This is a genomic window from Selenomonas sp. KH1T6, from assembly GCF_900108415.1.
In the GTDB taxonomy this organism is placed as follows: domain Bacteria; phylum Bacillota; class Negativicutes; order Selenomonadales; family Selenomonadaceae; genus Selenomonas_B; species Selenomonas_B ruminantium_A.
In genome coordinates this window covers 163,136-188,121 of the sequence record NZ_FNWN01000006.1, presented here as the reverse complement: position 1 = coordinate 188,121, position 24,986 = coordinate 163,136, and the positions used below count along the sequence as shown (strand labels likewise).

Here is a 24,986-nt window from a genome sequence, read left to right as displayed (position 1 = left end):
TCGTGAGACAGTTCGGTCCATATCCATCGCGGGCGTAAGATACATGAGGGAGACTGCTCCTAGTACGAGAGGACCGGAGTGGACGGACCGCCGGTGAACCAGTCATGCCGCCAGGTGTGCAGCTGGGCAGCTGCGTCCGGAAGGGATAAACGCTGAAAGCATCTAAGCGTGAAGCCCGTCCCGAGATGAAGTATCTCATAGCATAAGCTAGTAAGACTCCTTGAAGAAGACAAGGTTGATAGGGTAGGTGTGGAAGTCCCGTGAGGGATGAAGCTAACTACTACTAATAGTTCGAGGGCTTAACTTAATCTAGAGTGTTCAATACATAAAATTCTTCTGTATAGTTTTGAAAGAGCAATCTTTCAACTGAATATCTGGTGGCGATGCCTGAATGGATCCACCTGTTCCCATTCCGAACACAGTAGTTAAGCACCAAGAGGCCGAAAGTACTTGCCTGGAGACGGGCTGGGAGGATAGGAAGTTGCCGGTTTAAGCAGGGAGCACCCGCTTTAGCGGGGTGCGAATCGCTTATCCCTTTACGGGGTACAATGGCGGCTTTGGTGAAGTGGTTAACACACTGGATTGTGGCTCCAGCATGCATGGGTTCGACCCCCATAAGTCGCCCCATATCATAGGGGTATAGCTCAATTGGTAGAGCAACGGTCTCCAAAACCGTAGGTTGTGAGTTCAAGTCTTACTGCCCCTGCCATTAAATTTCATAACGGAGTGGTACTCAAGTGGCTTAAGAGGACGGTTTGCTAAATCGTTAGGCTGGGTAACTGGTGCGGAGGTTCGAATCCTCTCCACTCCGCCACTATGAAACATCAAGCTCCAGCTTCGGCTGGGGCTTTTTCTTTATATGGTCAGAGGTGAGATATATGGGCGATTATATGCGGCGAATTCCTGTGGGAGTAGACGATTACAAAAAACTCCGCGAAGAATGCTACTTCGTTGACAAGACAGGGTTCATCAAGGAACTGGTAGACAGGCGCAGCGAAGTCACGCTTATAACCAGGCCTCGCCGGTTCGGCAAGACGCTCACCATGAGTATGCTCTATTATTTCTTTACCAATGAGCATGCAGAGGAAAACCGTGCTTTATTTGCGGGAATGAATATTGCGGCCTGTGGCGAGAGGTATATGTCAGAGCAGGGAAAGCGTCCTGTGATTTTTCTGACATTAAATGATGCCAAAAAGACGGATATGCCGGAAATGTTAGAAAGGCTTGGGCGTATCATGTCTGAAGCGTATGCAAAGTTCTCATGCCTTGTTTCGGATAATTCTCCACTTGGAGCGGTGGAACGTAAATATTATGAGAAAATTCGTGCCATGAAGGGTACGAGGGATGATGTGGAGGACAGTCTCCGTGCGCTTTCTTCCTTCCTATATAAATACTATGGGCGCAAAGTCGTGATTCTCTTAGATGAATATGATGTTCCCGCCCAGCAAGGGTGGCAGTATCATTTTCACGAAGAGGCCATTGCTTTCATGCGGAATTTTATGGGCTCGGCATTCAAATCCAATTCGGCCTTGGATTTCGGTATCATAACCGGCGTGCTTCGCATTGCCAAGGAGACAATTTTCAGCTCCTTGAATAATCTGGAAGTATCCAGTGTGGTGCAGGGGCGTTTTGCTGATGCCATGGGCTTTACTCAGGCTGAAGTCGAGAGAATGGCGACAGACCTTGGCGTTGGTGACCGCGTGGATGAAATAAAGCACTGGTATGATGGCTATACTATTTCAGGACAGGAAATCTATAATCCTTGGTCTGTTATCAATTACTTCCAGCAGGGGTGCCAGCCACAGGTGTTTTGGCTGAATACGTCCGGCAATGCCATTATCGGTGAGATGATGGAGCATGCAGACTCTGAAGATGATGAAAAGCTGTGCAGCCTTTTGGATGGAGAGACTATAGAGGTTCTGATAGATGAGGCTGTTATTTACTCCGATATCTATACCAATAAGGATGCCTTGTATACTATGCTACTGACTACAGGGTATCTGAGTGCGATAGAGAACCGCTTGGAGGATGGGGAGCATATCTGCGCGCTGGCTATACCCAACAGGGAGATTGCCACAGTTTACCGCAAGGAAGTCCTGAATCGCTATCGTGGCAGGATGGCCCGGACTGACCTCCGCAATGTGCTGACCTGTCTGGCCAAAGGACAGGCTGAGAAGTTCTCTGAAGGATTGCAGAAGTATCTGGAACAGATTGCCAGCTTCCATGACACTGCTAATAAGGAAAGCTTTTATCATGGATTCCTATTGGGGCTGACGGCATGGTTCTTGCCCAGATACCGTGTCAAGTCAAACCGCGAGAGTGGTTATGGTCGTTTCGATTTGGGGATTTTCCCAAGCGAGCCGGGACAGGCGGGCGTGATTATGGAGTTCAAGGTTGCTGACAGCGAAGAGTCACTGCAAGAAACAGCTGAGGCGGCGTTGGCTCAGATTGGACAGATGGATTACCTGGCTGAGTTCCGTGAGCAGGGTGTTGATAACGTCTGGAAGTATGGCATCGCCTTTTATGGCAAGAAACTGCGTTTGGTTTGTGGTTGAGGCAACGAGTGGAGTTGGCAGCAATTAGTGGAGGGGGGCAGTAAGGGGGGCAGTTTGAAATGAAACGGTGTGGCTTCGGTGGACAATGTGTACTGAAATTGGTATAATTGTATACGGAGAATACTACAAAACACTATAAAAACTAAAATGTTCGAATTGCTAAATCGTTAGGCTGGGTAACTGGTGCGGAGGTTCGAATCCTCTCCACTCCGCCACTATGAAACATCAGGCTTCAGCTTCGGCTGGAGCCTTTTCTTTCGCACTCAGGCAAGGTGCTTCCATTGTTTTCAGAAGTGGGTTATGCTATACTTTTGTAAGTTGAAGCAGTCCATATTTTTACAGAAAGGAAATTGGCGAATAATGACACGCAGACGGGCAGACGACGAAACTGATTTGCAGGAAATGCGCCTATCTTCCCGGGAAAGGCATGAGCATGCCCTCCTACCTTTGCTTTTGATGGGGGGGGACTATTTGGCTGTGGTGTTGGCTGAGACTATGGCCTTATATTTGCGTCGATATCTTCCGGGGATGCCCAGCCCCTTTTTTGATATACCTGATATGTACTTTTTCTTGATAGTGCCTGTCCTTTTTTTATGTTTCCTTCACGTTATGGGAACTTATCTTTCCACCATGGCGTTTTGGCAGCTGACCAAGAAAGTGTTCTATGCTGTGCTTTATGCTATCCTGATGATTCTCATGCTCATGTATTTCGGCAAAGTATCAGCAGGGGTATCAAGGCTTTTTGTGGGCTTTACTTGGATTTTCAGTTTTACTTCCATAATATCCCTGCGCTATGTGATAAAACGCTTTTTGTGCAGCCACAATCTCCTGCAGATCCCCGTGCTCTTTGTAGGAGCGGGAAAAACTGCTGAATTGGTACTGAAGTCTTTTCATCGTGACACTGGCTATGGCTATCGGGTAATTGGTTTTTTGGATGATCATCCTGTTTCTGCAAAACTGGCAGCAGAGTACCCTATTTTGGGAAAATTTTCCGATGTGGAAAGAATTGTCAGGGAAACAGCTGTTGACCATGTAATCATAACTGCTCCAGGGCTGTCTAATAAGGAATTGCTGACTATGGTAGACAGCATACAGCCTTTTGTGAAGCATATTTCTTTCGTACCGGACTTCATTGGGTTGCCGGTAGGGAATTTAGAAGTTGGCTGCCTGGTAGATGAAAGCATGATGGTCATAGGCGTCAAGAATAATTTAGCTTCAGTTTGGAATAGATTTCTCAAGCGTGTCTTTGACCTGACTGTGTCTTTGATTGGCATGACTGTGGCTTTTCCTGTAGGCCTCATCATCGCTCTGGCTATTTACATAGACAGTCCTGGCCCTGTAGTCTTTGCGCATCTGCGCATCGGGCAGAGGAAAAAAGTTTTTCCTTGCTATAAGTTTCGCACCATGGTACCAGATGCTGAGGAAAAGCTTAGGGAATATTTGTTGGAAAATCCAGAGGCCATGGAAGAGTGGGAGGAAGCCTTCAAGCTTAAGGAGGATCCACGCATTACCAGAGTGGGACGCTTTCTTCGCAAGACGAGCCTGGACGAGTTGCCTCAGCTCATAAATGTTCTCAAGGGAGAAATGAGCCTGGTGGGACCGCGCCCCATTGTGCGGCGGGAAATCATCAAGTACGGAGAGTATTTCCGTGACTTCATCCTAGTGCCCCCTGGCATCACGGGAATGTGGCAGGTAAACGGGCGCAGTGACACTACTTATGAAGAACGGGTACATATGGATTCCTGGTATGTGCGGAATTGGTCGGTGTGGATTGACTTGATATACCTTCTGAAGACTGTCAGGGTGGTATTCAGCGGAAAAGGAGCATATTAAGGGAAAGTATATGAAAAAAAAATTGGAGATGGGAAGGAGAGGGAACATCGGTCCTTTTTTGGGGGGCAGTGCATTTGGAATACTTGCTTTTTGCATCATATATGGAGTGAAGATACTTGATGTTCGCTACGATGCATGGCTCCTTACTGGTGGTGATCTTACACAGCATTACTTGGGATGGTGCCTGTACCGCAGTTCGCCCTGGACGTTTCCCATCGGACTGACATCGGAATTTGCGTGGCCTTATGAAATCAGTGTCATGTATGCAGATGTCATTCCTGTTTGTGCTGTGTTTTTCAAGCTGCTCTCTCCGTTGCTGCCTGATACATTCCAGTATTTCGGTATTTGGGGCTTGTTATGTTATGCATTGCAGGGAGGCCTGGCCTCAGTTCTGTTGCATCGCTTCATCCCGCAGGTATGGCTGGGCAGCATGCTGTCCTTATTCTTCATTGTGGGCTATCAAATAATGTATCACATGTTTGGGCATACAGCACTTGGAGCCCAGTGGATACTGCTGCTGTCCTTGATTTTCCTATTCAACAGGGATTTGTTTGGAAGCAAGAGAGCATGGAGAATAGCATTGGGGGCGACAGGAGCACTCTGTGTGTTTGTGCATGGCTACTTTGTGCCCATGGTTTTCTTTATAATGCTGACAGCACTTTATATGCATTGGTGGAAGGCTGGAGAGAAAAAGGAATGCTTCCTGCTGATAGGAGCATATGCCTTCAGTGTCATCGCTAGTATGTGGATTTTAGGAGCATTTTCGCTCCATGTTGCCGCAAATGCAACAGATTATGGCACCTATGGAGCGAACCTCGATGCCTTTTTCAATCCAATCTTGCCCACAATGTCGAGGTTCATGCCAAGCTATCATATTTCTCCGGGACAGCTTGATAGGTATGCTTATTTAGGCCTTGGGGGAATTATCTTAGTATTGGCAGCCTTCTTGAGAATTTGTTGGGAAAAAATCAGGGGAAAGCAAGTTTGTGGTGCCTATGCTCCGATGCTGTTGTTGTGGTTTGGTTGTATGCTTATGGCTGTTTTCCCAAATGTAGCTTTTCATGATACCATTGTTTTCCATGTCCATTATCCTGACTGGATGACCCGTGTGCTGTCAATTTTCAGGGGGAATGGAAGGTTCATATGGATACCTACTTATTTGCTCCTGTTGCTGGCGATTGTAAAAACTGCAGGTATGCAGGGAAAAATCTTGGGCCTGAAGATAGGGAGCATTATGGTATGCCTGATGCTCATGCTTCAGATGGTAGATTTCTCCACTCAGGTCAGGAATCTTCATAGGAATATATATGATGGCATAGGAAGATACTACCAGGCAGCCCTGGACGGCAAAGAGACTCATCCCACTGGGAAGGGGCGTGAACTGCTTGATGATTATGACGTCATTGATGATTTGATGAAGAAATATGATTATGTTGCCTATACGGATTATAACGAGTACAAGATGTCCTCCACTTCTATAAGTGGGGGCGGTAACTTACTAACAGGCGGCGAGTTAATATCTCCCGCCTCGTTGAAAGGCCAAGAGGAAGTTTTGCCTTCGGCAAAACTGGAACAATGGCCTTATAATTATGTTTATAAGACTGACCATAGCCTTATGATTTCCTGGTATGCGTATAAGAATAAAGTCAAGATGAACGCCTTTTACCTGGCAAGAATGCCAGATAGTCAGTTGCAGGCTGAACAGAAGGTGCTCGTAAACGAGCTGAAGGCAGGGCGGCCAAGGGAAGATACATTGTATGTCATAGCTGATAGAGATGCAGCCAGGCAGTATGAGGGGCGTTCTTTCTACGAAGTGAACGGATTGCTTTTAGGGAGCAAAAAGTAGGAAGGTTGTAGATCATGAAAAGAATAGCAGTATTGATACCATGCTATAATGAAGGCATGACCATCAAGAAGGTGGTTGAAGATTATAAAGTGGCTTTGCCAGAAGCAGATATATATGTTTACGATAATAATTCTGAAGATGATACAGTATCCGCGGCTGGCGAAGCGGGAGCGATTGTACGCCATGAATACCGACAGGGCAAGGGCAATGTCATACGGTCTATGTTTCGGGACATTGAGGCAGATTGTTATTTGATGATTGATGGTGATGATACTTACCCTGCGGAAAATGCCAGAGAAATGTGCAAACTAGTGCTGGAGGGCAAAGCCGATATGGTCATTGGCGACAGGCTGTCTTCTACTTATTTTGAGGAGAATAAGCGTCCTTTCCACAATTTTGGCAACGTGATAGTCAGGAAGTTCATCAATACCTTATGGAATAAAAAAAGCACAAAAATCATTGATGTCATGACGGGTTACAGAGCTTTTAGCCCCATGTTTGTCAAGAGCTTTCCCATTCTGTCTCAAGGTTTTGAGATAGAAACAGAAATGACAATCCATGCTCTTGACAAGAATCTCTTGCTGGCAAATGTCCCCGTGTCATACCGTGACCGCCCGGAAGGGAGCGAGAGCAAGCTGAATACCTATACGGATGGGGCAAAAGTCCTCATGACCATCTTCAATCTTTATCGCGACTATCAGCCCTTGCGTTTCTTTGGTGGATTGTCACTGGTGCTGATGCTGATGTCTGCAATACTCTTCATGCCAGTTTTCATGGAATATCTGCATTCCGGTCTTGTGCCTCGCATTCCTACGCTGATTGTCAGTGCTTTTGTGATGATGGCTTCTTTGTTGTCAATTGTCTGCGGGTTGATTTTGGATACAAATGCAAAAAATAGCCGCAAGAATTTCGAGGTGCAAATGAATATATTGTCGCTATATATGCGTAATGGAAGGGATTTTGATAAGGCATGATTGGCTTGAAAAGTGATAAAGCTATGCTGCTGGCTGCCTTTGGGATTGCGTTTGTGTTGCTTTCTGTATTGTCATATTTTCCCAAGCAAATGAGTGTTTATCCGGACGAATTCAGATACTTGCAGATCACTGATGGATTATTCAATCATGGTCATTTGATGATCAGATGTACAGAGGCTTCTTTTACCAAGGTCATGTATCCCTTGGCCTTGTTCCCCGCAGCCTGGTTTTCGGGGACGGAATACTATACGAAAACAATATCTGTCTTGAATTCATTTTATATGGCTTTCCTGCCGGTCTTGGCGATACTTTTGGGAAAGGCATGCTGTTTGAGTCGGAAAAAGCTGATTTTTTTAGTTGCATTGGCCTTTGCCTGCCCCGACTTGTTATACGTCATGACGTTCATGAGTGAAAACCTCTACATACCCTTAGGGGTAGGAACCATCTTGCTGGCATGGAAATTGCTGGCGGGTGATGAGGACAAGAGAATATTTTGCTTGCTGCCCCTGCTGGTGGGGGGGGCTTTTTATCTGCTCTACTTGAATAAGGAAGTCGGTGCAGCATTGCCGTTGGCTTATGTGCTTACTGGAATCTATATGCATATGCGCGGGGAGGGGAATAGGCTTCCCTGGAAGATGGTCTTACTGCCTTTTGGTGTGTTCTGCGTGCTTTTCCTGGCAGTGAACAGCATCTTCTTTTCTGGCCTTGGCAATAGTTATGCAACGCAGATCAGCTTTGCCAAGGCATCTTTTGCAGAAAGCATGGCTTATTTTTTTGAAGCCTGCCTGATCCATTTGGATCGGACAGTATTTGCGTTTTTTGTTTTCCCAGTGATCATTCCTATAGCTTATTGGCAGGGACTGGATAAAACTGCAAGGTACAGGTATGTCTTTCTGACCCTCTGCCTGCTGATTTCTCTGGCAGCAGTCTCATATACAGTTACTTTGTATGAGGATTATCCCAGCCTGGCGCCGCGCGAGCACATGCGCTATGTCTCATTCCTGTTCTTGCCCTATGTTGCTTTGGCGCTGCAAGCGTTGGAATTGGGACGCGAAAAGATGAGATATACATGGCTGGCTGCCATGGTTATCTTGTTTTTGGTGGCGCAGGCAGTTCTCAAGGGGAATTTCAATCCGGGAACTCATGTCGATCAGATGATGCTCAAATATGTTTTGGAGCATAAAAACGTCTTTTGGGAAGTCACAGTGGCATTGGCAGTTGCCTGCTATATGTTTCATCGCCATGAGCGCAAAGCTGCGGCCTTGCTGGCTGTGCTTATGCTTTCGGTATCTTTGTTCAATCAGGGCATGATATATAAGCAATTTCGCCAGATGTATGAAGTATCTGCTGACCTCTCAAGCGCATATGTAAGCATGGCGCAGGATATGAAAGATATAAAAAAAGATGCTGTGTGTATTGTGTCACCTAATTCTTTCAGTGGTACATCATTATTGGATTGCTATCCGAACAGCATTTCGGTTGTCAGCTATAGGATGTTTCAGGATGTATGGCATATTTTTCCCGAATACAAGGGGAATCTCAGCATATCTATCTTTCATGACATGAAGGAAAAAAATCATATCAATAATCCGTATTTCAGAGATTTCACTCCTGATAATCAAAGTGCGCATTATCTTCTGGTCAGCCCTGAAGCTGAATCGGAGATGGATCATGCCCGCATGCGCTTCATCAAGAAGTACGAAAACGGATTTGCCCTGTATGAAAACGATGATAATGCAGAGATGCCCTTCATTGCCAAGTAGGTGCCTCATGCTGGCTTGAAATTCAAGGGAAAGGGAAATGTATGATGAGCAATGGATCTGTTGGGCGAGGTGACATAATCAAGGTGTTTGCCCTTGGCAGTGTCTTGGGCATGCTGTCATTTTTTTTCATATACGGGACAAAGATCCTTGATGTGTGTGATGATAACTGGCTGCTGAATGGTGGCGACCTTTCACAGCATTATTTGGGCTGGTGCCTGTATCGCAGTTCACCGTGGACGTTTCCCCTTGGCCTGACTCCGGAATATGCGTGGCCTCATGAGATTAGTGCCATGTATGCAGATGTGATCCCTGCCTGCGCTGTATTCTTCAAGATGATGTCGCCTCTTTTGCCAGAAACCTTCCAGTATCTTGGGCTGTGGGGGCTTCTTTGCTATGTCTTGCAGGGAGGCCTGGCTGCTGTGCTGCTGCGTCGCTTCATCCCCTCGTTATGGCTGAGCGGGGCTTTTTCTCTGTTTTTTGTTTTTGCCTCCCAGCTCATGTATAGGATGTATACCCATACGGCGCTGGGGTCGCAATGGATCTTGCTTTTAGCTTTTATTTTCTTATTCTGCAAAGATTGGCTGGCTGGCAAAAATATATGGAGGTTGGTCTGGGGGGCCATGGGAGCGCTTTGTGTGGGGGTACATGGCTATTTTGTCCCCATGGTGTTCCTGATCATGCTGGCTGCTCTTTATATGCATTGGTGGAAAGCAGGAGAAAAAAAAGAATGTTTCTTTCTTATGGGCTGCTATGTGGCCAGTGTCTTTGCAAGTATGTGGATCCTGGGAGCTTTCTCACTGCCGTTGGCAGCGGGGGCAGCCAGTTTAGGTGTATTTGGTGCAAATCTTGATGCATTTTTCAATCCTGTTTTGCCAGCGCCTTCTCAGAACCCCATATTGCTGCCTCAGTCTGAGTTCATGCCTGTGCATCCTGTAGTGGATGGGCAGCAGGAAGGATATTCTTATCTGGGATTGGGGGGGATACTCCTGGTCACAGTGGCTTTTTTCATGGCTGCTTGGGGAAAGTTCAAGGGAGAGCGCCTTTGCGGGGATTACGCACCGGTAGCGTTCCTTTGCCTCATATGCATGATGATGGCTGTTTTCCCTAAAGTGGCCTTTCACGAGACGGTCCTTTTCCAAGTGCATTATCCGGACTTGATGAATCGCGTGCTGTCGGTTTTCAGATGCTCGGGACGATTCATATGGATCCCTGCGTATCTGTTGTTGCTGTTTTCCCTGGCCAAGGTGACAGGGATCCAGGGCAAAGGCGTGTGGCGCAAGGCAGGGATAGTGATGGCCTTCTTGCTGTTGGCGGTGCAACTAGCAGATTTCTCGCCTGCCATAAAGAATATCCATTGCAATATCTACGATGGCCTTGGCAGATATGCCAGGGCTGCACAGGCAGGGCAGGACTTCCAGGCCACAGGTGAAGGGCGTGGGATGCTGAAAGATTTTGAAATAGTTGATGAGATGATGAAAAAGCACAAATATGTGGCTTATACGGACTGTCGCTATGACAAAGCAGATTACAGCCTGATGCTTTCTTACTATGCATATAAGAACAATGTGAAGCTGAAAGAATTCTACCTGGCCAGAATGCCTATGGAGCAGCTGCTGGCAGAGCAGGAAGTGCTCCAAAGGGAGCTCAGGTCAGGGAGGCCAAGGGAAGATACTTTGTATGTCATAGCCGACAGGAAAGAGTTCGAGCTATATGAAGGGCTCAATTGCTATGAGATAAACGGGGTGCTGCTTGGCAGCAAGCAGCCGCTCGGCATTTGAGAAGCCAGGTGCTGCAGGCATTTTCCGAGCTGTGTTGCTAATGGCACTAGCTATGCAGGACGTTTTGCGTTATAATGGAGAGAGTTTAACGTAGGGATTTTTGTGTCCTTTTCTAGAAGGAGTGTAATACTATCATGAAGGTCATCATCCTTGCGGGCGGTGGCGGCTCCAGGCTGTTCCCCCTTTCTCGCAAAGCGTATCCCAAGCAGTTCCTGGCTTTGGAGGATGACAAATCACTGCTGGTACATACGGTGGAGCGGTTCCTCTCCCTGGTACCAGCTGAAGATATCGTGCTGGTCACTAACGAAAGTTATCTGTACCATGTTCAGAGCGAGCTGGAGCTTTGCCATGCGGAGAAAGCCCATATAGTGCTGGAACCGGTTGCCAGGAATACTGCGCCGGCTATTGCCTTGGCGGCCAAGTATTGCGAGAGCGAGCTGGAATGTGGCCGGGATGAAGTGATGATCATCGCTGCTGCGGACCATGTTATCAAACAGCAGGGTGCTTTTTGTGCCTGCATTTCCAAGGCCGCTGAGGTAGCAGCTGAGGATGCTTTTGTCACATTTGGCATCAAGCCTCGCAGCCCCGAGACGGGCTATGGCTACATCGAAGCTGGAACTGAAGAGAATGGCAACTTCAAGGTCAGATCCTTCAAAGAGAAACCAAATCTGGGCTTGGCTGAGGAGTACGTGGCAGCGGGGAATTATTACTGGAACTCAGGCATGTTCGCTTTCACACTGGGCTGCATAATGGATGAGCTGGCGACTTATCAGCCTGAGATAACTGGTCTCATGGAAGGCAGGAACTACGGAGAAGTCCGTGACAGCTTTGGCAAGATGCCCTCCATTTCCATTGACTATGCTGTGGCTGAACTCAGCAGGAAGGTGCGCATGGTGCCGCTTTCCTGCTATTGGAATGACATCGGTTCCTGGGATGCTATGTATGATATCCTGCCCAAGGATGAGGATGGGAACGCGGTCAAAGGTGATTGCATTACTATTGGCTGCAAGGATTCCCTCCTTATCGGCCATGACCGGCTGATTGCCGGCATTGGCATAGATGATTTGCTCCTGATTGAGTCAGACGATGTCATTGTGGCCACGAAAAAGGGAAATTCACAGAAGGTCAAGGATGTAGTGGAGACCCTGAAGAAGAATAATCGCAAGGAAGCAACGGAGCACACTACTCTTTACTACTACTGGGGCACTTCCTCTGCACTGGGCAAGGGCAAAAACTACGTCATGCGCAAGCTGCGTATCATGCCGGGGAAGACTTTGCCTATGCGGATGCATTACCACCGCACGGAGCACTTCATTGTCCTGTCAGGCACGGCTGAGGTGAAACGGGATGAAAAGACCATGATGATACATGAGAATGAGTCGGCCTTCATTCCCCAGACCACACGTTATGAACTGTCTAATCCAGGGCGCATTCCCCTGGAGATCATAGAAATTCGCAATGGGACTTATCTGGGTGAGGATGATATAGTTGAATTCTGAAGCCGGGCGAAGCCCTCTGAAGGTGGCACTGGTCTGCGAATGGCTTATTACCTTCGCAGGATCTGAAAAGGTAGCGGAGGCCATACTTTCGGTTTTCCCAGATGCTGACGTATATGCTGTGGTGGATTTCCTGCCGGAAAAAGATCGGGCATGGCTGCAGGGCAAAGAAGTGCGTACTACCTTCATACAGAAGCTGCCAGGGGCCAGGAAGCACTACAAGTCTTACCTTCCCTTGATGCCTCTGGCCATAGAGCAGCTGGATGTGTCAGGTTATGACCTTGTCATTTCCAGCAGCCACGCTGTGGCCAAGGGCATCCTCACGGGCCCGGACCAGGTGCACATATCCTACGTCCATTCACCTATTCGCTATGCTTGGGATATGACACATCAGTATTTGAGGGAGGCAAACCTCACCAGAGGCGTGAAAAGCTGGCTGGCCAGGCTGATACTGCATTACATGAGGATTTGGGATACCCGCACCGCCAATGGCGTAGATGCCTTTATTGCCAACTCTGCCTTCATAGCCAGGCGCATAAAGAAGGTATATGGGCGTGAGGCAAAGGTCATCTATCCTCCTGTTGATGTGGAGAGCTTCACTTGCTGCGAGACAAAGGAAGATTATTATCTCACTGCTTCAAGGCTGGTGCCTTACAAGCGAGTGAAGCTCATCGTTGAGGCTTTCAATGCCATGCCTGACAAGAAGCTGGTGGTAATAGGCGATGGTCCGGATTATGAGAACATAAGAGCCATAGCTGGTGCTAATATAGAGTTGCTTGGCTATCAGCCAGGAGAGGTTCTGATCGAGAGGATGCAGCACGCCAGAGCTTTTGTCTTTGCTGCTGAAGAAGATTTCGGCATCACACCTGTGGAGGCCCAGGCCTGTGGCACTCCCGTCATCGCTTATGGCAAAGGCGGCGCAGTGGAAACAATCAGGGAAGATACAGGCGTGTTCTTCTGCGAGCAGAGCGTGGAGGCCATCAGGGCGGCTGTGGCCGCCTTTGAGGGAAGAGCATATCTGCCAGGCAGATGCAGGCAGAATGCAGAGCGGTTTTCGGCAGATACTTTTCGGAAGGCCTTTGGCAATTATTGTCACGAGATTTTGAAGGAAGATTATGATTGTCTGAGAAACAGCATAAAACCATCTACATAAATGGCAAATTCCTGGCTCAGAGGCTGTCGGGAGTGCAGCGTTGTGCAACAGAGATCGTGAAGGCATTGGATGAGATAGCACCTGGCCTGCCTTATGAGATCGTCCTGCTGACGCCGAGGCGTGTCATGGGCAGGCTGGCGCTGAAGCACATAGCTGTCAGGGACTGCGGGCATTTGCAGGGGACTCTTTGGGAGCAGATGGAGTTGCCTTTTCATGCAAGTGACGGATGCCTGATGAACCTGTGCAACTGTGCCCCTCTGTTCAAAGCCAGGCAGGCTGTCATACTCCATGATGTGTCCTTCATGGCAGTGCCCCAGGCCTATGGCTGCTGTTACAGGCTTTGGCACAGGCTCATGAGCTGGGTGCTGGGCAGGCGCTTGCCTCAGATTCTGACAGATTCGTATTTTTCCAAAGGGGAATTGGAACGATATCTGGCAATATCATCGGAGAAGATAAGCGTAGTTTATCTCGGTACTGAACATATGCAGAAAATAGTGCCTGATGAGGGCACCATGACGGAACTGGGCCTCATGGAGGGCAGTTACGTCCTGGCTGTGAGCAGCCAGAGCCTGCACAAGAATTTCAGCTTGGTGCTGCAGGCGGCGGAACTTTTGCCAGAAGTGAAGTTTGTCATTGCAGGCCAGCAGAATCCTGCTGTGTTCAAGACGGCAGGGTTTGATGAGGCTCCGGGCAATGTGGTGTTCACGGGGTACGTGGATGATAGCAGGCTGGCCGCTTTGTATAAATATGCCGGCTGCTTTGTATATCCCTCACTGTACGAGGGATTTGGTCTGCCGCCTTTGGAGGCCATGTCCTATGGCACGCCGGTGATAGCAGCCCGTGCTGCTTCCTTGCCGGAGGTGTTGGAGGAGGCTGCCCTGTATATTGACCCACATGATGAAAAAGAGCTGGTGGGAGCAATAATTGCCCTGATGGAGGATGCAGAGCTTAGGGAAAGACTCATAGCAAGAGGTGCAGAGCAGTGCCGCAAATACAGCTGGCATAGTACGGCAGAACAAATAATGGAAAGAATGGTAAGGATCATATGCTAGAAAATATATGGCATTACAGACAATTCATATACAGTTGCGTGAAGCGTGATTTCAAGGCTCGCTATACAGGCTCCATGCTGGGAGTTCTGTGGACTGTTTTCCAGCCCTTGGCCATGATTTTGGTTTACACGCTTATTTTTTCGCAGGTTATGAGGAGCAAGCTGGCAGGCATGGAGAGTGTGCCCTATTCCTACAGCATCTATCTCTGTGCCGGCGTCCTTACCTGGGGCATGTTCCAGGAAATGCTTTTTGGCTGCATCAATGTCTTTTTCAGCAATGCCAATCTGATGAAGAAGGTTTCCTTTCCCCGTATTTGCCTGCCGGCAATTACGGTTTGTTCGTCGTTCCTGAATTTTATCATAGGGTTTGTCATCTTCTGCATCTTCATGCTGATCATCGGCAAGTTCCCCTGGTCTGTGGCACCTTTGCTGCTGCTGGTTCTGGCGGTACAGGTGCTCTTTACTGTGGGACTGGGGATTGGCCTGGGAGTGCTGAATGTCTTCTTCAGGGATATTGGGCAGATGATGGGAGTCATCCTGCAGTTCTGGTTCTGGTTCACGCCTGTGGTCTATCCGCTGACCATCGTCCCCAAGCAGTTTGTCTGGCTGATGAATCTCAATCCCATGTATCATGTCATCTCTGCCTATCAGTCAATCTTTGTCTATGGACGCTTGCCTGATCTTATCGGGCTTTTTGGGGTCTTGGCATTTTCTCTTTTGCTCAGCGCCTGGTCTTTGCACCTCTATCGCAAGCATGTGGGAGAGTTGGTGGATGAGTTATGAACAGCAGTATCAGCATACAGAATATCAGCAAGTGCTACAAGATATATGAGAAGCCCAATGACCGCCTGAAGGAATGGCTGCTGCCTTTTGCTTCCTCACGCCATCAGGAGAAATGGGTGCTGAAGGACATCAGCCTGGAAATAGCCCAGGGGGAAGCGGTAGGCATCATCGGCATGAATGGTGCCGGCAAGTCTACGCTGCTGAAGATCATCACCGGCACTACGGTTCCCACTACGGGCAGCGTCAAATTCGAAGGCTCGGTCTCAGCCCTGCTGGAACTGGGGCTTGGCTTCCATCCTGACTTCACGGGACGGGAAAATGTCTATATGTCAGGCCAGCTCCTGGGCTACACCATAGACGAAATAAGCGCCCATATGGAGCAGATAGAAGAATTTGCGGAGATCGGGGCTGCAGTCGATGCCCCTGTCCGCACTTATTCCAGTGGCATGCAGGTCCGTCTGGCCTTTGCAGTAGCCACCATGAAGCGTCCCGACATCCTGATCGTGGATGAGGCCCTGAGCGTGGGGGACAGCTATTTCCAGCACAAGAGCTTCGGCAGGATCAAGGAATTCTGCAAGGAGGGGACCACCTTGCTGCTGGTGTCCCATGATGTAGCAGCTATCCAGGCTGTCTGTGACAGGGCGGTATTGCTTGATCATGGCAATATCCTGAAAATAGGCCAGCCCCGGGAGATCATGGATTATTACAATGCCATGCTGGGAGGCAACGAAGGAGAGCCCATCAGGCAGGAGAAGCAGGCGGACGGCACAGTGAAGACCATTTCAGGCAGCGGCCAGGCGGTGATAGAGTCTGTCACCCTCCTCAATGCCAAGGGGCAGGAGGCGGAGATCTTCGATGTGGGAGAGAAAGTTACCCTCAGGGTAGAAAGCAGGGCACGAGCTGACCTGGCTGATGTATCCTGTGGTATCCTCATCAAGAACCGCTTGGGTGAAGATGTCTATGGCATCAATTCCTATGATGCTGAAAAAGGCCCCTCGCCCATGAAGGATGGTGAGTGCCGCTCCTATGAATACAGCTTCCCCTTGAATGTGGGGAATGGCAACTATTCCGTCACGGTAGCACTGCACAGCGGTGAGACGCACAATGAGAGCAATTATGAGTGGCGCGACCTGGCGGTTGTCTTCAAGGTCGTGAACCATAGCAAGCCTCATTTTGTAGGAGGGGTCTACTTAGGAGCTGAGACAAGGATTTCCTAAGGAGGATATGATGAAGGGATTTATAAAACGCATACTGCATGGCTTTTTGGATAAATTATTCAGGGGAACTGAAGCATGCAGGACAATCAGGCAGATAGAGGCGAACCAGGCACGCATGGAGGCGCTGCTGCTGGATATACAGAAAGCAGCAGGTTCGGCACGGGATAATGCGGGACATTGCGACTACCTCATGCAGTCCTTCATGGGGAACTGGCAGACAGAGGTCATGAGCCGTTATGAGGACATCTCCAGCTCCAAGATTGCCAGGCATATTTCCAGCTTGCGCTCCCTGCTGCAGGTGAAGCGTCCGTCGGCCAAGTCTGGCCGCCTGATCAGGACAGGCAATGCAAATGACGGCGGCTATGTCATGCTGGACAATATGGACGGCAGCAAGGTGGCCTACAGCATTGGCATCTGCGATGATGTGACCTGGGACAGCTTCATGGCTGAGCGAGGCTTTGATGTCTACATGTATGACCACACCATCGAAGGGCTGCCGGAAGAAAACCCCAGATTCCATTGGCAGAAGATTGGCCTGGGGGGAATCTATGACGAGCAGCATCCGGAACTCCGGACCCTGCCCATGCTCCTGGAAGACAATGGCCATCTCGGCCAGAAGCATATGATACTCAAGATGGATATCGAGGGAGCAGAATGGTCATGCTTCAGCAATCTTGAGGAAGCATATCTGGAACAGTTTGACCAGATCCTCCTGGAGCTTCACGATATGAATGACCTGTCCAGGCATGATGAGATGCTGGAGGTCCTGGCCAAGCTGAACAAGACCCATCAGCTGGTGCATATCCATGGCAACAACTGTGATGTGTACACCATGGTCAAGGGCATGGTCATGCCGAACTTTATCGAAGTCACCTACCTGAAGCGTGATCTGTATGATTTTGAGGAATGGGATGGCTGCTTCCCCGATGAGCTTGATTTTGCCAACAATCAGCTTTGGCCGGATATATTCCTGGGAAGATGGAAATAAAAGAGGTTTATACTGATGAAAATAATTCAGCTTTTGCCAGCGCTGGCTTATGGCGATGCAGTAGGCAACGATACTATTGCGCTGCATGAAGCCCTGGTTGGCATGGGTTATGAAACAGAGATATATGCTGAATATGTAGACAAGCGGATCAAGGGAAACTTTGCCCATAGCTATGCGGACATGCCTGCTCTGGCTGAGAATGATATCATACTCTATCATTTTTCTACCGGCTCTGAGGCGCTGGCCAAGATACTGAAGAAAGCCAAGTGCAGGAAAGTCATGGTCTATCACAACATCACGCCGGGACGCTTCTTTGCGCCCTATGACCCTGATATCCAGGCCTTGGTCGATGATGGGCGGCGTGAACTGGTGGAGCTCAGGCCTGTCTTCGAGGCCTGCATCTGTGATTCCCATTATAACCTGAAGGACCTCAAGGCTGCGGGCTATGATTGTCCTATGGCTGTCCTGCCTATACTCATACCCTTCGATGACTATGACCGCGTACCAGATGAAAAGGTCCTGTCCCAGTACAGCAATGACGGCTATGTGAACTTCCTTTTTGTGGGGCGCATCGTGCCGAACAAGAAGCAGGAAGACGTCATCAAGGCTTTTGCCTACTATCATAAGCATATCAATGACAAGTCAAGGCTGTTCATAGTGGGCAATCCCAATTCACAGACATATTTCCAGCGTCTGGCTGCCTATGCAGCCAAGCTGGGACTGGCCGAAAGCGTCAAGTTCACCGGTTCCATACATTTCACGGAAATCCTTTCTTATTACAGGCTGGCGGATGTGTTCGTCTGCATGAGTGCCCATGAAGGGTTCTGCGTGCCACTGGTGGAGGCCATGTACTTCCACAAGCCTGTCATTGCCTATGCCGAGTCTGCTGTGGCAGAGACCATGGGAGATGGCACCGGCTGGGTGGAGAAGAAGACACCCGCCTATGTGGCATCCTGCGTTGAGCATATACTGGGGAATGAGCAGGCAAGGCAGGAACTGCTGGCCCGCCAGGATGAGTGCCTGGCCAGGTTTGCACATGACAGGATCAATACCAGGTTCAAGGAATTGATGGACCAGATCATCAGCAAGGATTATGGGGCTTTTGCTGATGCGGAAGAGGCTGCGGAGCTCAAGAGCTTCTTTGCAGGGGCTCAGCTCAAGGCAAGGCTTGAGGATTCATCGCTGCCGGACCTTGAGGTGATACCGCTGCCGGGCTCAAGCTGGCGGGGCAAGGTGAAGCGCTTTGTCCTGAAGCCAGCCTATGGCCTGCTGGCCCGCTGTGCGCCGGGGCTTGCCACCGGCATACGCAATGGGCTGTACGGCACCTACTACAAGCTCAGGGACAGGAAACGCATTTCCATTGGTCCCTGGGAACGTGACAAGGCTCCCTGCATGTTCGTGGATACCACCCAGATTTCCCACAGGGATGACAACACCGGCATCCAGCGGGTAGTGAACAATATATTTTTCCAGATGCACGGCCTGCAGGACAATGTCATGGCTGTCAGGGATTACTATGGCAAATTCGCCACCAGCTACGGCTATATGAAGCGCAGCGGCCTGGCAGAATGCGACAGCGAGAAAAAGGTAGACTTCATTGCAGGTGATAAGCTGCTCCTGCTGGATTCTTCCTGGGATTTCGTCTCTACCCTGAGGAAGGCGGCCAGGAACCTGCACAAGAAGAATGGCAGGGTAGGGGCTGTCATCTATGACCTCTTTCCCGTGCAGTATCCGGAGCTCTTCACCTCCCAGGAATTTGTCCATGTCTTCAAGGTATGGCATAATATGATACTGGAAGAAGCAGACGATATACTCTGCATATCCCGCACTACGGCTGACAATGTGGAGCAGTATTTCAGGGCCTGTGGCATCAGGCGCCAGAGTCCTTTGAGGCTCCATTACTTCCCCATGGGGGCGGCCATCAGGGAATCCTCAGGCGAGCCGCGGACAGAGCTGCGGAAATTCGTGGAGGGCGGCACGACCTTCCTGATGGTGGGCACCATTGAACCCCGCAAGGGCCATGCCGTGGCTATCGAGGCTTTCAGCAAGCTGCTGGCCAGCGGCGCAGAGGCGAAGCTGCTCATTATCGGCAAGGATGGCTGGAAGAATGACGGCTTTGAGAAGCTCATCGGCGCTGATGATGTCAGGGACAAGATCCTCTGGCTGAAGGATGCAGGGGATGCAGAACTCCAGTGGGCCTACAGGAATGCTTCGGCACTGGTGGCAGCTTCCAAGGACGAGGGCTATGGCCTTCCCCTTATCGAGGCGGCTCACTTCGGCATTCCCATCATCGCCTCGGATATTCCCATCTTCCACGAGGTCACCGGAGAGAATGCGGATTACTTCAAGGTTATGGACCCAGATGACCTCTGCCGTGCCCTCAAGGCATGGCTGGCAGCTGAGGATCACCCTGATTCCACGAAGATCAGGCTCTATACCTGGCAGGAATCTGCCCAGGTCATCCTGGATATCATGAATGATAAGCAGGAACCATATAAGGTTCTTTCGTAAGCTTGCAAAGAAAATGGAGGAATGAAAATGTCAAAGAAGGCTCTTATTACAGGCATCACCGGCCAGGACGGCGCATATCTTGCCAAGCTGCTGCTGGATAAAGGGTATGAGGTCTACGGCCTGCTGGCACGCCGTGCCACCAAGACTGACTGGCGCCTGAAGTATCTGGGCGTAGAGGACAAGGTAGAGCTCATCGAGGGTGACCTCACGGATGTGACTTCCATCATCCGTGCCCTGAACATCGCACAGCCTGACGAGTTCTACAACCTGGGGGCCCAGAGCTTCGTGGGCACCTCCTGGAGCCAGCCCCAGCTGACGGCCCAGAGCACCGGCGTGGGTGCCCTGAACTGCCTGGAGGCCATCCGCATTGTGAACCCCAAGATCAAGTTCTACCAGGCTTCCACCTCCGAGATGTTCGGTGGCATGCCTGAATATCCCCTCCAGTCCGAGGAGACCCCCTTCCATCCCCGCAGCCCCTATGGCGTGTCCAAGCTCTTTGCCCACTGGATGACCATCAACTACCGTGAGAGCTTTGATATCTTCGGCTGCTGCGGCATCCTCTTCAACCATGAGTCCCCCCTGCGGGGCATTGAGTTCGTCACCCGCAAGGTCACCGATGCCGTGGCCCGCATCAAGCTGGGGGTACAGGAAGACCTGCACTTGGGCAACATCGATGCCAAGCGCGACTGGGGCTTTGCCGGTGACTACGTGGAGGCCATGTGGCTCATGCTCCAGCAGGACGAGCCTGATACCTATGTAGTGGCTACGGGCCGCACCACCACTGTGCGTGACATGTGCAAGATTGCCTTCGAGCATGTGGGCCTGGACTATGAGAAGTACGTGGTCATCGACCCGAAATTCTATCGTCCCGCTGAGGTGGACCTGCTCCTGGGCGACCCCAAGAAGGCCGAAGCAAAGCTTGGCTGGACTGCCAAGACCAGCCTGGAGGAGCTCATCCACATGATGGTGGATGCAGACCTGAAGCGCGTGCAGGATGAGCTGAAGGTGAAGGCATGAAGATCCTTATAACCGGTGCTGCGGGCTTTGTGGGCGGCCATCTCATCAGGGCCTTTGCAGGCCATGGGCATGAGCTTGCTGCCCTGGACCTGGGGACTAGCCCCCTGTTCAAGGAATATGGGGTCAGCCATCATCAGGCAGACCTGCTGGACGGGGAAGCCATGCAGGAGGTCTTCAGGCAGGAAAGGCCAGAGGCCATCGTGCATCTGGCGGCTATTGCCAACGTGCCCTTTGCCTGGGAGCATCCCGCTAAGACCATGGCAGTAAATGTAGGGGGCACGGCTACCCTGCTGGAAACCATGGCAAAGTGTGCCCCCGAGGCCAAGCTTTTGACCATCGGCTCCAGCGATGCCTACGGCCTCACGGCCAAATGCGGCAAGCCTCTCACCGAGGACATGCCCTGCGAGCCACAGAATCCCTACAGCATCTCCAAGCTGTGCGCCGAGCAGCTTGCCATGCAGCTGGCGAAGAAATACAGCCTGAATGTCATTGCGGCCCGCTCCTTCAACCACTTCGGCCCCGGGCAGAAGCTGGGCTTCGTGGTCAGCGACTTTGCCAGCCAGATTGCCGCCATCGAGCGTGGCGAGCAGGAAGCTGTGCTGTCTGTGGGTGACCTTACGGCAGCCCGCGACTTTACCTATATCGATGACATCATCAGCGCCTATGTGGCCCTGACAGAAAAAGCTGTGGCCAGCGGCATCTACAATATATGCTCCGGCAGGCCGCGCAAGATAGAAGAAGTCCTGCAGGGACTCCTGGCCTGCTCCAGCAAGGAGATAGAGGTCAGGAAGGATCCTGCCAGGCTGCGTCCTTCTGAGGTTCCCTTCTTTGTGGGGGATGGTGCGAAACTTTCTGAGGCAACGGGCTGGAAGCCTGTGACAGATTTCCAGGAGGGGCTTCAGAAGACTCTGGACTATTGGCGCAAGATATGAGAGCTTCCTGCAGGAGGCCTGGAAATTCATACATGGACACTTATGCTGGCACATGGGAATCAAGTTTTCCATGTGCCAGCATGATTGATAAAGGGAGTCTTTATGACGATTACAACTAAGGCCTTTGGTGCCTATGATTTGCGGGGAATCTACCCTGCGGAAGTCAATGAGGAACTATATTACCGCATAGGACGGGCCTTTCCGAGCCTTTTTGAGGCCAAGAAAGTAGCAGTGGGCCGGGATATACGCCTTTCTGGTGAAAGCCTGGTGGCGGCGCTGGTCAGGGGCCTGGGGGAGGCTGGCTGCGAGGCAGTGGATATCGGCCTTTGCGGCACGGAAATGATCTATCATGCCGCGGGCAGGATGGACGGTGGCCTGATGGTCACTGCCAGCCATAATCCCAAGGAGTATAACGGCTTGAAGCTGGTGCGCAAGGGCGCTGTGCCCCTGACCAAGGACGAGCTCAAGGCGCTGGCCAGCATGGTGCAGGAGGGAGCCCAGCTGCCCCCTGCTGCTGCCGTGGCAGCCAGGAGCACCAAGGTGGACATGCTGGAGGATTACCTGCAGCGCATCCTTTCCTTCGTGGATGTGGCAGCCCTGAAGCCCTTGAAGATCGTGGCCAACAGCGGCAACGGCGCCGCTGGTCCCGTGGTGGAGGCCCTGGCCAGGCACCTGCCCTTCGAAATCATCCCCTTCTATGGCGAGCCTGATGGCTCCTTCCCTCATGGGGTACCGAACCCCTTGCTGCCCGAGAATCGTGAAGCCACGGCCAGGGCGGTGGTGGAGCATGGTGCTGACTTTGGCGTGGCCTGGGATGGCGACTTCGACCGCTGCTTCCTCTATGATGAAAAGGGGAATTTCATCGAGGGCTACTATATGGTGGGCTTCCTGGCCCAGGCCTTCCTGGAGAAGCATGCCGGCGCCAGGGTAGTCTATGACCCCCGCTGCATCTGGAACACCATCGAGCTGGTGGAAGGCGCCGGCGGTGAGCCGGTGGTCTGCAAGGGCGGCCATGCCTTCATCAAGGCCAAGATGAGGGAAGTGGATGCCATATATGGGGGCGAGATGAGCGCCCATCACTATTTCCGTGATTTCTCTTATTGCGATAGCGGCATGATTCCCTGGCTGCTGGTGGCAGAGCTCGTGAGCCGTCAGGGCAGGAGCCTTTCCTCCCTGCTGGGGGAACGCATGGCAAGCTACCCGGTTTCCGGGGAGATCAATACGAAGGTGGAAAGCCTGGAAGCTGCCAAGTCCATCATGGACAAGGTGGAAAGAGCCTATGCCACGCTGCCTGGCTGCGAGATTTCCCGGATAGACGGCCTGAGCGTTTCCTTTCCTGATTGGCGCTTCAATCTCAGGCGCTCCAACACGGAGCCCCTTATCAGGCTGAATGTGGAGACCAGGGGAGACAGCAGCCTTTGCCAGCAGAAAACCAGGGAACTCACTGATATGCTGGCAGATTGAGGAAAGCTGATGAAAGATTTCTGTATAAAATTCGTGGCTGCTGCCGTCAGCCTGCTTTTGCTGGTGGGAGCGTTCAATATCATTGTCGATCCCTATGATGTATGGCGCCTGTACCGGCAGGTCGGTTTCAACCAGTGGTCGGTACAGGTGGGGCGCAGTGACAGGCTGGTCAAGCCTGTCACTTTTAATAGGCAGAAGCCGGAAGTGCTGTTCCTGGGGGACTCCGTGGGAGCCTGGGGCCTTGATACGGACGAGTATGCAAGGCTGACTGGCAAGAGTTCCTATAATTTTGCCATGCTGGGATGTACCATCTATGAGATGAGGCGTGCCCTTGAATATGCCATAAGCACAGATGATGAGCTGCGTGAAGTCATGCTGGAAGTGAATTTCGGCACCTTCACCTATGACCCATCGAAGCCCTGGGAAAAGACTGCCCCGGGCTTTGATGACAAGCAGATGAAGGCCAGGCATATTACTCTGGAAAATGTTGCCCGCACAGCCTTTTCCTGGCAGGCCCTGGAGGACAGCCTGAAGACCATCAGCGTCAATCGGCAGACCCAGTGCAGCAGGACATATTTCCTGCCTTCGGGCTGCTATGACCCGGTGTCCGTGGAGCATTACTGTACCAGCAACAGATGGACCTTCAACATCTCCCTGGCCGGCTGGGCCCGGGAGGGACGCTTCAGGACGGCAGCCTTGAATGAGGAGGCCCTGGCCGAGTACCAGCGCATCATCGACATCTGCCGGGAGCATGGCCTGAAGCTGCGGGTCTTCGTGCCACCGGTCCATGCCCGCTCCTTTGAGCAGTTCGCATCTGCCTGGGAACTGTATGCGGCCTGGGCCAGGCGCATGGCGGCGATGATGCCCTATACGAGCTTCGAAGGTTTCAACGAGATGACCGTCTCCCCTGCAGCAGAGGGACTCCTGACGGCTGATACCAATGAATATTTCTGGGATTCGTATCACATGAAGATCGCTGCAGGCAACAGGATACTCGCTGCGCTGGCTGGTCCTGAGGAGTCAGTAGCGGGCTTCGGCAGGCTGGTCACGGAAGGGACAGTGGAGGAGCACCTGGCTGCCCTGGCTGCAGGTGTCAGGTCGTGGGAAGCATCCCATCCTGAAAGCAAGGAAGAAGTACTCTACTATGCGGGATTCTCACCCCTCGTGCCCGGCAGGCTGCAGGGACGGCACTGGACGAAGGATGAGGGGCTGGCCACCCTGGAGGTAGACCAGCATGAACTGCCTGTACATATTGAAAAGCCCCAGTCTTCCCATCTGGAGCTTGCGGGAGCGCGCCTGACCCTGCATGAGGGCAGCACGGCCATGTATGCTGTGCTGACCCCCAGCCAGGGTGGGGAGCGGCTCTATTCCATAGCCGAGAGGCGGGAGAGCCGTGAAGCAGCGGCCTTCATGCGCAATCCCGGCTATGGGGAGAATGGCTTCCTGATCAGGGAGCCCCTGTGGGATGTACCTCAGGGAAGCTATATCCTGACTATCCTGGATGTACCGGAGCAGGGGGAAATCCGCGAGTCTGCACCCCTGGCAGAAGTGATTGTCCGTTAGCTATTTTGCTGCACCGTGCCCCCGGCTGGCTTCATTGCACAGCCGGGGGTTTTGTGCTACCA

At 51.2% G+C, this 24,986-nt stretch carries 17 protein-coding genes, 3 tRNA genes and 2 rRNA genes; all 22 read left to right on the top strand.

Features of this window, described 5'->3' with window-relative positions:
* Positions 1–307: ribosomal RNA gene (locus tag BLW59_RS06280) — 23S ribosomal RNA — on the top strand; the annotation flags it as partial.
* A gap of 66 nt (positions 308–373) precedes the next feature.
* Positions 374–490 (top strand): 5S ribosomal RNA (rrf, locus tag BLW59_RS06275).
* 61 nt (positions 491–551) lie between these two features.
* Positions 552–627, top strand: a tRNA-His gene (locus BLW59_RS06270).
* A 6-nt stretch (positions 628–633) separates the two neighbouring features.
* Positions 634–709 (top strand) — tRNA-Trp (locus BLW59_RS06265).
* Positions 710–723: 14 nt separating this feature from the next.
* Positions 724–814 (top strand) — tRNA-Ser (locus BLW59_RS06260).
* A 64-nt stretch (positions 815–878) separates the two neighbouring features.
* Positions 879–2,555, top strand: a complete 1,677-nt coding sequence (locus tag BLW59_RS06255) for an AAA family ATPase (RefSeq protein WP_081348416.1) — start codon at positions 879–881, stop codon at positions 2,553–2,555.
* Positions 2,556–2,915: 360 nt separating this feature from the next.
* Entirely contained in the window at positions 2,916–4,388 is a 1,473-nt protein-coding gene (gene wbaP / locus BLW59_RS06250) for an undecaprenyl-phosphate galactose phosphotransferase WbaP (protein ID WP_318258375.1), read from the top strand.
* Between the two features lie 10 nt (positions 4,389–4,398).
* Positions 4,399–6,234 carry a DUF6311 domain-containing protein gene (locus BLW59_RS06245; protein ID WP_074697057.1) on the top strand — a complete coding sequence of 612 codons (1,836 nt, stop codon included), beginning with the start codon at positions 4,399–4,401 and terminating at the stop codon, positions 6,232–6,234.
* 14 nt (positions 6,235–6,248) lie between these two features.
* The gene (locus BLW59_RS06240; RefSeq protein ID WP_074697055.1) at positions 6,249–7,208 is read left to right on the top strand and encodes a glycosyltransferase family 2 protein; all 960 of its coding nucleotides are present in this window, start codon (positions 6,249–6,251) and stop codon (positions 7,206–7,208) included.
* Positions 7,205–8,971, top strand: coding sequence for a hypothetical protein (locus tag BLW59_RS06235; RefSeq protein ID WP_074697053.1), 1,767 nt, complete (start codon positions 7,205–7,207; stop codon positions 8,969–8,971). Before BLW59_RS06240 ends, BLW59_RS06235 begins: the two co-directional genes overlap by 4 nt.
* Before the next feature lie 110 nt (positions 8,972–9,081).
* On the top strand, positions 9,082–10,749 hold the full coding sequence (locus tag BLW59_RS06230) for a DUF6311 domain-containing protein (RefSeq protein WP_139283566.1): 1,668 nt from the start codon (positions 9,082–9,084) through the stop codon (positions 10,747–10,749).
* A 134-nt stretch (positions 10,750–10,883) separates the two neighbouring features.
* The gene (locus tag BLW59_RS06225) at positions 10,884–12,248 is read left to right on the top strand and encodes a mannose-1-phosphate guanylyltransferase/mannose-6-phosphate isomerase (protein WP_074697049.1); all 1,365 of its coding nucleotides are present in this window, start codon (positions 10,884–10,886) and stop codon (positions 12,246–12,248) included.
* Complete coding sequence (locus BLW59_RS06220; RefSeq protein ID WP_318258373.1) at positions 12,238–13,398, top strand: glycosyltransferase family 4 protein; 1,161 nt, start codon at positions 12,238–12,240, stop codon at positions 13,396–13,398. The genes BLW59_RS06225 and BLW59_RS06220 overlap by 11 nt, the downstream gene beginning before the upstream one ends.
* Complete coding sequence (locus BLW59_RS06215) at positions 13,365–14,450, top strand: glycosyltransferase family 4 protein (RefSeq protein ID WP_074697047.1); 1,086 nt, start codon at positions 13,365–13,367, stop codon at positions 14,448–14,450. Before BLW59_RS06220 ends, BLW59_RS06215 begins: the two co-directional genes overlap by 34 nt.
* Positions 14,444–15,232 (top strand): ABC transporter permease, encoded by a 789-nt coding sequence (locus BLW59_RS06210; RefSeq protein WP_074697045.1) that lies wholly within the window; start codon positions 14,444–14,446, stop codon positions 15,230–15,232. Before BLW59_RS06215 ends, BLW59_RS06210 begins: the two co-directional genes overlap by 7 nt.
* Positions 15,229–16,449: an ABC transporter ATP-binding protein gene (locus BLW59_RS06205; RefSeq protein WP_074697043.1), complete on the top strand. Its 1,221-nt coding sequence runs from the start codon at positions 15,229–15,231 to the stop codon at positions 16,447–16,449. Before BLW59_RS06210 ends, BLW59_RS06205 begins: the two co-directional genes overlap by 4 nt.
* Before the next feature lie 367 nt (positions 16,450–16,816).
* Positions 16,817–17,437 (top strand): FkbM family methyltransferase, encoded by a 621-nt coding sequence (locus tag BLW59_RS18305; RefSeq protein ID WP_413778181.1) that lies wholly within the window; start codon positions 16,817–16,819, stop codon positions 17,435–17,437.
* A gap of 15 nt (positions 17,438–17,452) precedes the next feature.
* Positions 17,453–19,948 (top strand): glycosyltransferase, encoded by a 2,496-nt coding sequence (locus BLW59_RS06195; RefSeq protein ID WP_074697039.1) that lies wholly within the window; start codon positions 17,453–17,455, stop codon positions 19,946–19,948.
* 27 nt (positions 19,949–19,975) lie between these two features.
* Positions 19,976–20,965, top strand: coding sequence for a GDP-mannose 4,6-dehydratase (gmd, locus tag BLW59_RS06190; RefSeq protein WP_074697037.1), 990 nt, complete (start codon positions 19,976–19,978; stop codon positions 20,963–20,965).
* Entirely contained in the window at positions 20,962–21,897 is a 936-nt protein-coding gene (locus BLW59_RS06185) for a GDP-mannose 4,6-dehydratase (protein ID WP_074697035.1), read from the top strand. The genes gmd and BLW59_RS06185 overlap by 4 nt, the downstream gene beginning before the upstream one ends.
* A gap of 102 nt (positions 21,898–21,999) precedes the next feature.
* Positions 22,000–23,361 carry a phosphomannomutase gene (locus tag BLW59_RS06180; protein WP_074697033.1) on the top strand — a complete coding sequence of 454 codons (1,362 nt, stop codon included), beginning with the start codon at positions 22,000–22,002 and terminating at the stop codon, positions 23,359–23,361.
* A 9-nt stretch (positions 23,362–23,370) separates the two neighbouring features.
* Positions 23,371–24,924 carry a hypothetical protein gene (locus BLW59_RS06175; protein ID WP_074697031.1) on the top strand — a complete coding sequence of 518 codons (1,554 nt, stop codon included), beginning with the start codon at positions 23,371–23,373 and terminating at the stop codon, positions 24,922–24,924.
* Positions 24,925–24,986: the final 62 nt, after the last annotated feature.